The organism is Hydrogenoanaerobacterium sp. (assembly GCF_032017025.1).
In the GTDB taxonomy this organism is placed as follows: domain Bacteria; phylum Bacillota; class Clostridia; order Oscillospirales; family Ruminococcaceae; genus Hydrogenoanaerobacterium.
Window position 1 is genome coordinate 26,166 of the sequence record NZ_DALZQO010000006.1, and the last position, 14,241, is coordinate 40,406.

Sequence of the window (14,241 nt, forward strand, 5' to 3'; positions counted from 1 at the left end):
AAAAAAGGACACTGGTTCTACCAGTGTCCTTTTTTGCTTACAAGCATTATGCTTTTGTTGCTGCATCTTTCAGTGCACGCTCCAACCATATGCTTGCCAAATCCATTGCCTTGTAAAGGCCTTCCTTTTCGCTCTTTTTAATGATTCTGTCCTTAATGCGCAAGTCAAGATCGGTGGAGAGCAACTGAATGGTCACTTTTTGCGCCATATCAAGCCCCAACTCATCATCTTTTTTGCTATCCTGAATCTGCATCATCACCACAAATTTATCTTTCATATTGCCGTAATAAATGGTGTTGCCTGAACGAACAAGAGGTTTACCCTTATAGGTCAAAAATTTTTCGTCTTTCACAGCTTCGCTCATCTAATCGTCCTCCTGTATCTTAAAATATTTTAAACAAATTAAAAACAGCACAAATACTATATTTAGCCGTTACATCAAATTATTATACCATAATTATAGACAATTGTAAACGAGATAACACATTGCCAAATGTAAATATACAATGAATATGTAAAAAATAAACAAAATTTGATAACTGAATTAGCCCTTACAAATAGCAAGGAAACCATTGCGAACAGAAAGACGGTATAGCCGAATGGCTACACCGTCTACCGCAAACATGAATTACTCTATTAGCTTCAATCGTTCAGGTACGCTTTTACCAGCACCTGCAATAGCTCATCGCGGTCAATGCGTCGAATCAAGCTGCGCGCATTGTTGTGTGTTGTAATGTAGGTGGGGTCCTCAGAAAGGATATAGCCCACAATCTGATTAATGGGGTTATAACCCTTTTCACGCAGAGCATCGTACACAGTTGTCAAAGTCTGCTTCATTTCATTTTCTTTGTCTTCGTGAATCGAAAACGATATCGTAGGCTCATGCATGCTTTAAACCTCCATTGATTAAAATTATTACTATTAGAATACACTAAAATACAAAAATTATCAAGATAGAAATGACAACCTTTATAGAAAATTAAGATGTAGAGGCTAAGAACGCAGCTCTGCACCCAGTTCACCCAAGGCTTTCAAAATCTTTTTCATGGCGCTGCTTGCTTCTTCATCGGTAAGTGTTTTGTCTGCCGAACGCAATGAAATATTATACGCTACACTCTTTTTACCTGCCGGAACCTGAGCACCGCGGTAAACGTCGAACAGCTCTACTTTATCCAAATGTTTGCCTGCCGCACCTTGAATGGCTTTGTATAGGCTCAGCACCGGAAGTGTTTCATCACATAGCACCGCAATGTCGCGTGTGGTGGCAGGGAACTTCGGCATGGGTCTGTACTGCTTGTCGGCAGCCTTGTTCGCAAACAGCAGCGCTTCATCCAGCTCTGCAACATAGGCTTTCACACCAATGTCGTAGTTATCCAGCACAGTCGGGTGAATCTCACCGATGACACCCAGTGTTTTACCGTTCACTGTCAGTTTCGCACACCGCCCGGGGTGGAACGTCGGGTTGCCGCTTTCGGGGGTTACATCGTAGTCATAACCGCCAAGGGTTTCAAACAGCTCCTCTACAATGCCCTTGAGTGCGTAGTAATCTGCATTCTCGCCGTACATGCCAATCAGAATTTTCTGGTTTTCCTCAGGTAGCTTGTCGGGGGTTGTGGGCACGTACTCGGTTGCAACCTCAAACAGGGCTGCAGAAAGATTGCGGTTGTTGTAGTTGCGTGCCAGCACCTCTAGCATAGAGGGAATCGCCGTTGTTCTCATAATGCTGGTATCCTCACCCAACGGGTTGCTGATTACCACCGAATTGCGGTAGCTGCTGTCGGCAGGCAACCCAATTTTATCATAATATTTGGGGCTGATGAACGAATAGGTTATAATCTCATTGCAGCCTTGTGCCAACAGAGTAGTAGAGATTTTTTTCTCAAATTTCTGCAAATCGGTTAGCTGCGCTTGCGCCGAGCCGCGAATAGCCGTAACAGGAATATTATCATAGCCGTAGATACGTGCAACTTCCTCGGCAATGTCTGCTTTATGCTGCAAGTCTGCGCGGAACGACGGTACCGTTACCACATCGTTTTCATCCACGGTGCATTCCAGCTTTTCCAAAATGCGAATCATTTCCTCGCGAGAAGCCTGGATGCCGAGAAAACGATTGATCCAGTCGTGCTCCAGTGGGATGCGCACAGGGGTCTTATCAGAATTATCCACATCAATCATGCCACCGACCACTTCGCCTGCGCCAAGCTCTTCTACAAGCTGGCATGCTCTCATCACAGCGGGGACACAGGTTTGTGGGTCAAGCCCTTTTTCAAAGCGGCCGGAAGCCTCGGTTCTCATACCAAGTTTTTTTGCGGTGATGCGCACCGACGGGCCGCTAAAGCATGCGCTTTCAAAAACGATGGTGTTGGTGCCATCCATAATGCCCGAAAACTCACCGCCCATAACGCCTGCCACAGCAGTTGGCGCATGTTCGTCTGCAATAACGAGCATATCGGAGGAAAGCTTGCGCTCCACGCCGTCGAGCGTAACAATGCTCTCACCGTCTTTTGCGTTGCGTACCACAATTTTGCCGCCCTTTACCAGCTTGTGATCAAAGGCATGCATCGGCTGCCCATATTCGAGCATGACATAGTTGGTGATGTCGACAATGTTATTGATGGGGCGCACACCGGAAGCGCGCAGTCTTTCTCTTAACCAGCGCGGAGAAGGTGCTACCTTGATATTTTTCACCATTCTGGCAACGTAACGCGGGCAGAGTGTAGGGCTTTGTACTTCTACGGCAAGGTGACCATGGATGTCATCTGTTTCAGACTTCACTGTGGGTACCGGCAGGGTGAGGGGCTTATCGAATGTGACGGCCGCCTCGCGGGCAAGACCGATCACAGACAGGCAGTCGGGGCGGTTAGAGGTAATTTCAAACTCGACGCAGGTATCGTTGAGCCCGATGGCAGACTGAATGTCCTGCCCAATTTCGCAATTCTCCTGCAAAATAAAAATGCCATCTTCAATCGCATAGGGGAAGTCGTGCTGGGTGAGCCCAAGCTCACCCAGCGAGCAGAGCATGCCCTCGCTTACTACGCCGCGCAGTTTGCCTTTTTTAATAACCTTGCCGTCCGGCAGTTTGGCGCCGTCCAAGCAAACAGGCACCATGTCACCAACATTTACGTTGGTTGCACCCGTCACAATCTGCAGCGGAGACTCTTTTCCGGCATCGATGGAGCAAACAACAAGTTTGTCAGCATCGGGGTGGCGCTCAATCGCCAAAATTTTGCCCACTACAACATTTTCAATTTCGCTTCCCTCAATCTCATAGCCCTCAACCTTTGAGCCGGACATAGTCATCGCCTCCGAAAAGGCGCGGGGAGAAGCATCTATTTTCACATAATCTGAAAGCCATTTCATCGATAAATTCATCTGAAATCCTCCTTATAAGTTGATGGAATCTTGCAAGGCAAGGGGTATCTGCAAACAGATACTCTCGGTGTAGTTCCAAGCCCTGCAACAATCTGGCTAAGAATACGACGGCGGCTTGCCGACTAGAACTGATTCAAAAATCTGAGGTCGTTCTCATAAAACAAACGCAGGTCGTCAATATTAAAGCGGCGCATAACAATACGCTCAAGCCCCATACCAAACGCAAAGCCGCTGTATTCCTCAGGGTCAATGCCGCAGATGGACAGCACCTTCGGATGCACCATGCCACAGCCTAGAATCTCAATCCATCCCTCACCTTTGCACAGGCGGCAGCCCTCGCCGTGGCAGGCAAAGCACTGCACATCAAGCTCGGCAGAGGGCTCGGTGAACGGGAAGTGGTGTGGCCGAAAGCGCACAACAGAAGCCTCACCGTACAGCTTTTTTACAAAAATCTCAAGCGTACCCTTAAGGTCTGCCATTGTCACGCCTTTGTCTACCACCAGTCCTTCAATCTGATGGAACAAGGGGGAGTGGGTTGCATCCACAGCATCAGAACGGTAAACACGTCCGGGCGCAATAATGCGGATGGGTGGTTTCTTATTTTCCATGGTGCGAATCTGCACAGGTGAGGTTTGCGTGCGCAGCACGATGTTGTCGTTGATATAGAAGGTATCCTGCGTGTCGCGCGCGGGGTGATCTTTGGGGATGTTCAGCGCCTCAAAGTTGTAGTAGTCATACTCCACCTCGGGGCCTTGCGCAATGTCAAAGCCCATGCCCATAAAAATATCCTTGACTTCATCCAGCACCAAATTCAGCGGATGCTGTTTGCCCAGCGCACGTTTCGTGCCGGGCATGGTTACGTCAATGGTCTCGGTCTTCATGCGTGCGGCAGTTCCCGCTGCTTTCAGTTCGGCGGAACGAGCTTCGATATGCTGCTCAATAAAGCCACGAACTTCATTTGCAAGCTGCCCTACAATGGGGCGCTCTTCGGCAGAAAGCCCGCCCATCTGTTTCAAAATAGCGGTCAGCTCGCCTTTTTTTCCTAAGAATTTGACTCTGATATCGTCCATCGATTTTTCATCGTTGACAGATTGCAGGGCCTCAAGTGCATTTTTACGAATCTGTTCTAATGCAGTTTTCATTTCGTTAACCTCCATATAAAATGTTTGCTGCTTGCAGCAGAAAACCCTGCAAAGCAGCTACAGCTTTGTGTGCAAAATTGCGGGCCTTGGCAATAAAAAAAGCCCTCGTCCCCAAATAAATAGGGACGAAAGCTTAAAATACTTCCGCGGTACCACCCGTATTTTCACCTTGCCTTGCAGCAAAGCAAACACTTTGTATTGCCTGTAACGGGGCAAACCCGTCGCTGCCTACTAAAAGGTTCAACAGCGCCGCTCGTGGGCGAACTTCGTTTTCCCAATCTCTAAGATGCTCCCAGCCGCCGGCATCTATTCTCTGCAAGAGACTAATAGAATCCTACTTTCCCAGTCTTCACGTTAATAATATTCAATATAGCACAGTTGCTGTGGTTTTGCAACAGAAATTTATAGCATATCCTGTTTATATTGCGGTATTAGGTGCAAATATTCAGCAGCGTTCGTTTTATTATGCTCAATTTCTTCTTGAGTAAGGGGGCGCTTCACCTTTGCAGGGTTGCCCAGAATCAGGCTGCCGTCGGGTACCTGAGTACCCTGTGTTACCAGTGCACCGGCACCTACCATACAATCTTTGCCTATTTTCACACCGTTTAATACAATTGCTCCCATGCCAATCAGCGAATTGTCTCCAATCTCGCAGCCGTGCAAAATTGCGCCATGCCCAATTGTAACGCCCTTACCCACAATTATGGGGTTGCTGTGGTCAACATGTAGTACACTGCAGTCTTGTACATTGCTGCCCTCGCCCACTACAATGGGGGCAATGTCGCCGCGCAGCACTGCATTGTACCAAACCGAGCAGCCGCGCCCAATCGTTACATCACCTGTTACGACGGCACCCTGCAAAATCAAGGAGCTTTCATCTATTGTCGGTTTTTTCATACGGTGTTCTCCTTCTTAGCCTTATCGGTTATAAGTTTTAATCAGTACCATTCCGCATCTTTGCAAATAGGCTTTTGATTCGGTGCATCAACAAAAACAAGTGCCCTTTCCACCAGCCCAAGTGCTGGATGACATACTCATGTGTTTCTTTCGTAGTGCCGCCGATCATTCCAATGGAGCTGGCCTCACTGCGTTTCTTTTTCATGCCGCACCCGCCTTTCGATATCCTTTATTCTATCACGCAAAACGCCAAATAACAATTGCGCTCGTTGATACTATCTGCATTTTTGTGCTATACTCTAAAATAAGACAGAGTACGAGAGGGGTAACTCTATGATGATACAAACAGGCATCGACCTGATTGAGGTGGCGCGTATTGCCAAAAGCATGCAAAGAGAGCGCTTTATGCAGCATGTGTTTTCGCCCGAGGAGCAGGTGATGTTTGAAAAGCGCGGCAATAGCCCACAGACTGTTGCAGCAAATTTTGCGGCGAAAGAGGCATTTGCAAAGGCATTGGGAACAGGTGTAAGAGGCTTTGCACTGAACGAAATTTCGCTTTTGCGCGATGAGCTTGGCAAGCCTTACTTTCAGCTGAGCGGAAACGCGCTTGAAATCGTACAAGAAAACCGATATACGCTGTCAGTCAGCGTCACCCACACCAAAGATTACGCCTCTGCGGTGGTGGTTTGCTACGGAGGAATAGAGCCATGAGGATTGTTACCTCGCAACAGATGAAAGCAATTGAGAAGGCCGCCTCAGAAAGCGGGCTTTCCTACTACGATATGATGGAAAATGCGGGCACTGCGGCAGTGCAAAGTATTCTTCAAAAAATTGACGCGGAGGGAAAACGCGTGCTCGTCTATGCGGGCAGGGGCAACAATGGCGGAGACGGCTTTGTAGTGGCACGATTGCTTTGCAATGCCGATGCGAACGTCAAGGTGATTTTAGTAGACGGCGAGCCGAAAACCGAGGACGCAGCTACAAACTTGCGCCTTGCACGCGAACTCGGAATCGAAGTACTTGAGTTGCTAGCCGATGCCGAAAAAATCAGTGTGCTCCTGCAAAATGTCGATGTAATCATTGACGCTATCTATGGTACCGGCTTTCACGGTGAACTATGCGAAAATGCAAAACACGCAACACGCCAAATCAGCACTGCAATTGCGGCGGTATTTGCGCTTGATCTGCCCAGCGGAATCAATGCCGACAACGGTGAATTCAGTGAAGATGCCGTGCGCGCCGATTTCACCATCGCGTTCGACAGTTTAAAGCCTGCGCACTTTGTTTATCCCGCGGTAGAACACTGCGGGCTTATTGAGTGTGCCGATATTGGCATTACCGCGCATTGCCGCGACGGTATTGCACCTATATTCAGCCATGTCACCGGCGAGCAGGTGTTCTCTGCCATTCCGCACCGTGCCGTCAACTCCAACAAGGGCAGTTTCGGTAAGTTGCTGAACATCAGCTCCAGCGTTGGTATGACAGGGGCAGGCAGGCTTTCGGTAATGGGTGCGCAGCGTGTAGGCACCGGCCTTGTAATGCTCGGTGCGCCTTGCTCGCTGATTTCAATACATGCTACCACATTGACGGAGGCTGTGTTTCTTCCGTTGGCCGAAAATGGCACGGGGAGTATCTCCAGGCTGGCGATTCCTCAGCTTGAGGATAAACTAAAACAGGTATCGGCATGCATGATCGGCTGCGGGCTTTCAAATAACGACGACACGGCTGCTGTAACGGAATTTCTGATAAAAAATGTAAAATGCCCTGTTTTAATCGACGCAGATGGTATAAACACGCTGTGCCGGAATATAAATGTACTGTATGAGGCGCAGGTACCCGTAGTGCTTACACCACACCCCGCCGAGATGGCGCGCCTGCTTGGTATCACTACAGCCGAGCTGCTCGCCCGTAGGGTAGAACTTGGCAGGGAGTTTGCGCAAAGATATCATGTAGTGCTGGTACTCAAGGGTGCCAACACACTCATTTTTACGCCGCAAGGCAATACCATGGTTAATACCACAGGCAACAGTGGGCTTGCCAAGGGCGGTAGCGGAGATATTCTCGCCGGTATGATTGCAGGCTTTTTGGCACAAGGAATACCTGCCGAACAAAGTGCGATGTGCGGGGTTTATCTGCACGGGAAATCTGCCGACCGATGCGCCGCAAGGCTTTCACAAACAGGTATGCTGCCCTCTGAAATTCTGGAGGATTTGTGCACACTGTTTTTAGAGCACGGCAGATAGCGGCAAAAACAATTTTGGGGCGGCATTTTGCCGTGGAGGGGGATATTATGAAAAGAATCGTTGCGATACTGGCTGCTGCCCTTATTGTGGCAACCTCGCTTGCAGCATGTTCCAAAAAACACATGCCCAAATCCAATATTACGGATGAGCTAACAAGGCCGTTCGAGAGCACTGTGAGCATCAAATACAAAGATATTGATGCGACAGCGAAAATTGCCAAGCAGGCGCCGGGCTATTGTAAAATCACCTTTGCAAGCCCCGAAGCCCTTCAAGATATGGCGATTGAATTTACTGTGGATAAGGTGAACATCGATTATAAAAAGCTGCATACCTCATTTAAACCCGGCTCGTTGCCAGGTTCTGCGGTGAGTAAGCTGCTGGTTTCTGCCATCGATTCCGCCACCCAGAAGGAAGGCGTGCGAGTAGAATATAAGAATGAGGTTCTGCTGGTAACAGGTAAGATGGAGGAAAACGACAACGAATTTGTTTTGCGTATTGACCCTAAAAACGGCAATTTAATTCGCCTTTCGGTACCGGCCGATGAATTTGAAGCCGAATTCTCGAACTTTGTCTTTATTGCACAATAACAATCGGAGTGTTACCCGAATTTTGAACAGATAGGGCTAATAATTTTTTTACCTCACAGATAAAAGAAATCTGTGAGGTATTTTTGTGTAGTTTTTGCAGCTAATACCGCGCAATCCACCAATTTGGTATTTTCTAATATTGTCAGAAATGCGCAGAAATTAATACAATGAACTAGATGCCATGCGTAAGCGCAAGCTATGCACAGGCAGAAGTCTATAAAAATTTTACAAAAACGGCAAAATAGCGATTAAGTAATATTGCCGCTGACAACAATAATAACAATAAAGTTCAAAATTTCGGAGTGATTATGATGACCGTAAAACGAGGAGATATCTACTATGCCGATCTGAGCCCGGTTGTCGGTTCGGAACAGGGCGGTGTGCGCCCTGTGTTAATTGTACAAAACGATGTAGGAAACAAATACAGCCCCACTGTTATTGCGGCTGCCATCACCAGCCAAAAAGAAAAATCCAAGCTGCCAACTCATATCCCTCTTGAAAGCCAAAATTGCGGGCTGGCGCGCGATTCGGTGGTACTGCTGGAACAAATTCGAACCATAGACAAGCGCCGTCTAAAAGAAAGAATGGGCAAGCTAGACGGGGGAGCGATGACAAAAGTAGACAAAGCCTTATCCGTTAGCTTTGGACTGGGTAATGAGGACAACAATCACCAACAGCCTACATAGGCAAAACCATAACACAAAAAGGACACGCAAGTGTCCTTTTTGCATTATGTCTGTGTACGGTTTATCTTATTACGCAATCCGCTACCATCATGTTCGCACACTTATTAATATCACCACAGCCCAGTGTAATCACCAAATCTCCGTCTTCAGCATGGCTCATCACGTAATCTGCTATTTCTTCAAAAGTGTTAAACCAAACGCTGCCATCAATTTTATCTGCCAGATCCTTCGTGTAAATGTTGTAGGTGTTTACTTCGCGGCTGCCCATAATCTCTGACATCACCACTCTGTCCGCAATGGAAAGCACCCGCACAAAATCGTCGAGCAGCAGGGCAGTACGCGAATAAGTAAAGGGCTGGAACACCGCCCATACCTTGTTAAAATCCATTTCTTTGGCGGTGCGCAGCGTCACTTCAAGCTCTGTCGGGTGATGAGCATAATCATCCACAATGGTGATGCCGCGCACCTTGCCCATTACCTGAAAGCGCCGCCCCGCGCCGCCAAATTCCCACGGGTGGTCTAGCAGCGCCTGTGGCTCTGCGCCAACGTACAGAGCCGCGGCACAAGCGGCGGTTGCGTTGAGAATGTTATGTTTGCCGGGTACTCTCAGTTCTATGTGTTGCAGCAATTCCCCACGATGCATCAGGTCAAACTCGGTATGAATGCCCTTGTTGTAACGAATGTTGGCAGGGTAGTAGTCGTTGGATGCCTCCCAGCCAAATGTAATCAGTTGCTTGTCGAGCTCCTCAACCGCCTTCATAGAGTTGGCGTTGTCTCCATTAACGACCAGTGCCTTGGTGGTTTTTTGAGCAAACTTGCGGAAAGACGCAATGATATTATCCAGAGTACCAAAGTAATCCAGATGGTCGGCATCAATGTTTAGAATGATAGAGATGTCGGGGTTGAGCATCAGAAAATGGTCACAGAATTCGCAGGCCTCGCAAACCATGATGTCGGACTTGCCCCCGCGCCCACTGCCATGAATGGCGGGCAACTTACCGCCGATAACAGCGGTTGGGTCCAGCCCGGCACCCAATAAAATCTGGGTGAGCATAGCGGAGGTTGTGGTTTTACCGTGGGTGCCACTCACGCAGATGCAATTGTCGTATTTTCTTGTGATAAGCCCGAGAAGCTCAGACCGCTCGAGGCAGGGAACTCCCGAGGCAAGCGCGGCAACAAGCTCTTCATTGTCCTTAAGAATTGCGGAGGTATATACAATCAGATCCGCACCCTCAATATTCTGCGCATACTGTCCTATCGTAACAGGAATCCCTAATATTTCGCGCTCGTAATTTATCGTATCGGTCTCATTATTGTCTGAGCCTGTGATGTAGAAACCCTCTGCATGTAAAATCTGCACCAGCGGGAACATGCCAGACCCGCCGATGCCGATAAAGTGCACATGCTTTTTACCTTCTAAAATGTTATCTTCGATATTTCTCATAGTACGCACTCCCGACCTGTATTTCATTTTAAGTGATATTTCAGATAGATTACCCTAGTTATACTACTCTATTATAGGTCAAACGGTTCATAAAATAAACATCTTTCTTACATTATTTGTCTCAAATTGTATAACACTGCAAATTTTGAAAAATACTAAAGATAACGAATGCGGTTTTAAGCTTTCGAACATCACAACAAAGGAGCAGTCATATTATGAACATTACGGACATCAGAATCAGAAGAACCTATCAGGATACACGGCTCAAAGCGTTGGTTTCGGTCACGATAGACCACGACCTCGCAGTCCATGATATCAAGGTGATTGAGGGGCCGGAGCGCCTGTTTGTAGCAATGCCTAGCCGCAAAGACGACAACGGGGTGTTCCGTGATATTGCGCATCCCATTACGCCTGAGGCCCGTCATCAGCTCGAAAACGCCATTCTCGAAGCTTATCAAGCTCATATACAGGCACAGCAGCAAAATGCTGCCGGAACCCTCTAAACAATAGGAACCCATTGCCCGCAACCCTCATAGGATATGGTATATCGCCCTATAAAACATGGAGCGGTATAGAGATATCCTATGGGGGTTATTCTCATGCTACATGATAAAGCATTACAAATAACCGTTATCGGCGGTGATTTGCGTCAGGCACATCTTGCAAACAAGCTTGCACAAGATGGTTTTGCGGTATCGGCACTCTGTCTGGAACAGGACGTCTACCTTGGGGACGGGGTTCAGCTTGCCGAAAATGCGAAAAAGGTAATCGGAGCAAGCGATGTCATTATTTTACCATTACCGGTCACTGCCGATAAAGTTACGGTAAACGCACCATTTTCTGAACATAAACTCACTGTGCGCGAGGTATTGACCTCTGCCAAAAAAGGCGCTCTCCTCCTCGGCGGCATGATTGATACCGACCTGCAAACCAAAGGTGAGCAAATGGGCCTTACCTTGATCGATTACTTAGAACGTGAAGAACTTGCGGTTTTAAATGCCGTTCCCACCTCAGAAGGGGCATTGGCCATTGCCATGCGTGAACGTGCCAGTACCATCTATGGCAGTACTTGTATCATTACCGGGTATGGTAGAATCTCAAAGGTGCTTGCCCGTATACTAATTGTAATGGGTGCCCGAGTAATTGTTGCGGCGCGAAAGCATAGTGACCTTGCATGGGTTAAAATCATTGGGTGCGAGGCGATACCCATCTCAAAGATAAAAGACTATGTGGGAGAAGCCGATATCTTATTCAATACAGTGCCGGCCATGATTTTGGATGAAGAGATATTATCGGGGCTAAAACACGACTGCCTGGTTATTGACCTTGCGAGCAAACCGGGTGGTGTTGACTTTGACATGGCCAAAAATCTTCAAATCAAAACCATTTGGGCATTATCTTTGCCCGGTAAGGTCGCACCGATTTCTGCAGGTGAAATTATTAAAGAGACGGTACTTAATATTCTGGCAGAAAGGGGGATTTATATTGGATCAGACTAAAGTCGGTTTTGCCCTGTGCGGTTCCTTCTGTACCTTTTCACAAGTGCTGCCGCAAATGCAGCGGCTGGTAGACCTAGGGTATGATGTTTACCCGATTATGAGCGGGTTTGCCTATTCTACCGATACGCGCTTTGGAAAAGCAAAAGATTTTGTAGATGAAATTGAGAAAATATGCGGTAAAAAAGTAATGAGCACGATAACCGAGGTGGAACCAATTGGCCCAAAAGCTATGCTGGATGCACTTGTAATTGCACCTTGCACCGGCAACACACTGGGTAAACTTGCAAATGGCATTACAGATAGTTCAGTTACCATGGCATGCAAAGCACACCTGCGCAACGCACGCCCTACCATTATCGCAATTTCCACTAACGACGGCTTAAGTGCATCTGCACGCAACATCGGTCAGCTGCTGAATGTGCGCAACATCTATTTTGTGCCCTATCGTCAGGATGACTATACAAAAAAGGCGACCTCACTTGTCGCAGACTTCCATTTAATAGAACAAACACTGGAATTTGCACTAAAAAATGTGCAGATTCAACCGCTGATAAAGTAGTCCTTCTTCATCTTCCTCCTTAAGTAAAATTATATTTAGACATTTTTATATCATTGTAAAAAGCTGCCGTTGTTGTTTCAGACATCGGCAGCTTTTTGCGGCATGCAGCAGTTTCATCTGCAAAATGAAATGCCTAAACCTTATTTATAATATTTGCCAAAGATTGGGGTTACAGAGTACGAGAGCGTGCCAGAATAATACATACACCTAAAACAGCGGCTTGCTAAGCAGAAAATTGGGCAGCTGCGGTTTTGTTATGAGTAACTATGGATAAAGAAAGATAAATAAAAACAGAGATACCCTTTTCCACCGAAAAGCGGTATAATAGATAGATAACAATTCTGATCAAGGAGTTTAGGCGTGGATAAATATAAAAAGCTAATTTCAAATACAATGATTTTTGCAATTGGTACTTTCAGCTCCAAGGTGTTGGTATTTCTTTTAATGCCGCTCTATACCCGCGTGCTGAATAATTCCGATTATGGTGTGGTCGATCTGATTATCCAAACGGGTAACTTACTTATTCCAATCGTTTCGGTGGGTATCATCAATGCGGTAGTGCGTTTCGGGCTCGATGATAAAATCAATAAAAATGATGTTTTTTCAACAGGGCTTATCACCATTCTCTGTGGCTTTACGGTACTCGTTCTGTTTCAGCCGCTGCTTGCAAAGGTGCCGTATATGTCGGGGCATACCATGCTCATTTACCTGTTTGTACTGATGGCATGCCTGCGTTCACTTTGTTCGCAATTTACACGTGCCAAAGGCTACGTGCGACTGTATGCATTTGACGGCGTGCTCAGCACCATCACCACAATTGTGTTCAATGTCCTTTACCTGGTGGTGTTTGAGTGGGGCATTGTTGGCTATGTGATGGCTATTTTCAGTGCAGATCTTTTGTCTGTGCTGTTTCTGTTCCTTTCAGCAAAGCTTTATCGTTATGTTCATTTCAAGCGAATTAACCGCACAACTACCTCGGCGATGCTGCGGTATTGTATCCCGCTCATTCCAACCACGCTATTCTGGTGGATTATGAACGTATCAGATCGCTATATCGTATCCAACGTCCTCGGCAGCGAGGCCAACGGTTTGTTTGCGGTCTCTTATAAGGTGCCGACCATCGTCAACCTTATTTCCACTATTTTTATCGATGCTTGGCAGATATCCGCGGTAACCGAGCAGACACAGCTTGCGCGTGAGCGCTTTTTTACCAAGGTGTTCCGTACTTATCAGTCCTTGCTGTTTGCCGTCGGTTCGGGGCTGATTCTTCTGGCAAAGTTGATTACAAAGCTGTTGGTTTCCGATTCATTCTATGCCTCGTGGCAGTACATCCCATTTCTTGTGATAGCTACCGTTTTCTCATGCATGGTTACTTTTCTTGGCACAGTGTATATGGCGGAAAAGAAAAGTGTGTTTGCGCTGGTTACAACCGCAATCGGTGCGGGAATTAACATTTGGCTGAATATCATTCTCATTCCGCTCTATGGGGTCAATGGTGCTGCCTTTGCTACTTTTGTCAGCTATTTTGTGGTGTTTGTGCTGCGTGCGGTGGATACCCGCAGGTATATCAGAATTCGATGGAATGTATTCAAAATGGTGTTTAATACCGTTGTGCTCCTGGCACAGAGCTTGATTCTGATTAACGAAATACCCTACTGGATTTGGTACGAAATAGGGCTCACAGTGCTTATGGTTGTTACCAATCTTGGTGCAATTCTTGTTACTTTACAAAAGCTGCTAAGTAAGAGGCTCCATCAAGCCTAAACCTCAAAATTACAAAAGGAAAAGTCCGATTCAAAAACGAACCGGACT

15 protein-coding genes and 1 other annotated feature are annotated in these 14,241 nt (G+C 47.0%); of the genes, 8 read left to right on the top strand and 7 right to left on the bottom strand.

The annotated features are described in order from the left end of the window. Window positions 1-46: 46 nt before the first annotated feature. From RTV33_RS05270 to RTV33_RS05295, 6 genes are all read right to left on the bottom strand, one after another. Window positions 47-364: a hypothetical protein gene (locus tag RTV33_RS05270; RefSeq protein WP_312642272.1), complete on the bottom strand. Its 318-nt coding sequence runs from the start codon at window positions 362-364 to the stop codon at window positions 47-49. Between the two features lie 278 nt (window positions 365-642). Further along, window positions 643-888, bottom strand: coding sequence for an IreB family regulatory phosphoprotein (locus RTV33_RS05275; protein WP_312642274.1), 246 nt, complete (start codon window positions 886-888; stop codon window positions 643-645). 105 nt (window positions 889-993) lie between these two features. Next, window positions 994-3,372, bottom strand: a complete 2,379-nt coding sequence (gene pheT / locus RTV33_RS05280) for a phenylalanine--tRNA ligase subunit beta (RefSeq protein WP_312642276.1) — start codon at window positions 3,370-3,372, stop codon at window positions 994-996. A 122-nt stretch (window positions 3,373-3,494) separates the two neighbouring features. Next, a complete protein-coding gene (gene pheS, locus RTV33_RS05285) occupies window positions 3,495-4,514 on the bottom strand; it encodes a phenylalanine--tRNA ligase subunit alpha (RefSeq protein ID WP_312642278.1) in 1,020 nt (339 codons plus the stop codon). Window positions 4,515-4,632: 118 nt separating this feature from the next. Beyond that, window positions 4,633-4,873: a binding site (T-box leader), on the bottom strand. 43 nt (window positions 4,874-4,916) lie between these two features. Then, window positions 4,917-5,411: a gamma carbonic anhydrase family protein gene (locus tag RTV33_RS05290; RefSeq protein ID WP_312642280.1), complete on the bottom strand. Its 495-nt coding sequence runs from the start codon at window positions 5,409-5,411 to the stop codon at window positions 4,917-4,919. 37 nt (window positions 5,412-5,448) lie between these two features. Next, on the bottom strand, window positions 5,449-5,616 hold the full coding sequence (locus tag RTV33_RS05295) for a hypothetical protein (protein WP_312642282.1): 168 nt from the start codon (window positions 5,614-5,616) through the stop codon (window positions 5,449-5,451). A 128-nt stretch (window positions 5,617-5,744) separates the two neighbouring features. Between RTV33_RS05295 and acpS the strand changes: the two genes are divergently transcribed. The 4 genes from acpS to RTV33_RS05315 all read left to right on the top strand — a co-directional run bounded on the left by acpS (window position 5,745) and on the right by RTV33_RS05315 (window position 8,927). Beyond that, the gene (acpS, locus tag RTV33_RS05300; RefSeq protein WP_312642285.1) at window positions 5,745-6,122 is read left to right on the top strand and encodes a holo-ACP synthase; all 378 of its coding nucleotides are present in this window, start codon (window positions 5,745-5,747) and stop codon (window positions 6,120-6,122) included. Next, on the top strand, window positions 6,119-7,654 hold the full coding sequence (locus tag RTV33_RS05305; protein WP_312642287.1) for an NAD(P)H-hydrate dehydratase: 1,536 nt from the start codon (window positions 6,119-6,121) through the stop codon (window positions 7,652-7,654). Before acpS ends, RTV33_RS05305 begins: the two co-directional genes overlap by 4 nt. Window positions 7,655-7,701: 47 nt before the next feature. Continuing rightward, window positions 7,702-8,241, top strand: coding sequence for a hypothetical protein (locus RTV33_RS05310; RefSeq protein ID WP_312642289.1), 540 nt, complete (start codon window positions 7,702-7,704; stop codon window positions 8,239-8,241). A gap of 311 nt (window positions 8,242-8,552) precedes the next feature. Further along, window positions 8,553-8,927 (top strand): type II toxin-antitoxin system PemK/MazF family toxin, encoded by a 375-nt coding sequence (locus RTV33_RS05315; RefSeq protein WP_312642468.1) that lies wholly within the window; start codon window positions 8,553-8,555, stop codon window positions 8,925-8,927. 61 nt (window positions 8,928-8,988) lie between these two features. Here RTV33_RS05315 and murC read toward each other — a convergent pair whose 3' ends face one another. Further along, window positions 8,989-10,371, bottom strand: a complete 1,383-nt coding sequence (gene murC / locus RTV33_RS05320) for a UDP-N-acetylmuramate--L-alanine ligase (protein WP_312642292.1) — start codon at window positions 10,369-10,371, stop codon at window positions 8,989-8,991. A 215-nt stretch (window positions 10,372-10,586) separates the two neighbouring features. On the opposite strand from murC, the gene spoVG reads away from it, so the two are divergent. The 4 genes from spoVG (at window position 10,587) to RTV33_RS05340 (ending at window position 14,193) form a co-directional block, all read left to right on the top strand. Beyond that, entirely contained in the window at window positions 10,587-10,874 is a 288-nt protein-coding gene (spoVG, locus tag RTV33_RS05325; RefSeq protein ID WP_312642294.1) for a septation regulator SpoVG, read from the top strand. Between the two features lie 96 nt (window positions 10,875-10,970). After that, on the top strand, window positions 10,971-11,870 hold the full coding sequence (gene dpsA / locus RTV33_RS05330; RefSeq protein ID WP_312642296.1) for a dipicolinate synthase subunit DpsA: 900 nt from the start codon (window positions 10,971-10,973) through the stop codon (window positions 11,868-11,870). Further along, window positions 11,857-12,429 carry a dipicolinate synthase subunit B gene (locus RTV33_RS05335; protein WP_312642298.1) on the top strand — a complete coding sequence of 191 codons (573 nt, stop codon included), beginning with the start codon at window positions 11,857-11,859 and terminating at the stop codon, window positions 12,427-12,429. The genes dpsA and RTV33_RS05335 overlap by 14 nt, the downstream gene beginning before the upstream one ends. A 360-nt stretch (window positions 12,430-12,789) precedes the next feature. Continuing rightward, the gene (locus tag RTV33_RS05340) at window positions 12,790-14,193 is read left to right on the top strand and encodes a polysaccharide biosynthesis C-terminal domain-containing protein (protein ID WP_312642300.1); all 1,404 of its coding nucleotides are present in this window, start codon (window positions 12,790-12,792) and stop codon (window positions 14,191-14,193) included. The last annotated feature ends 48 nt before the right edge of the window (window positions 14,194-14,241 follow it).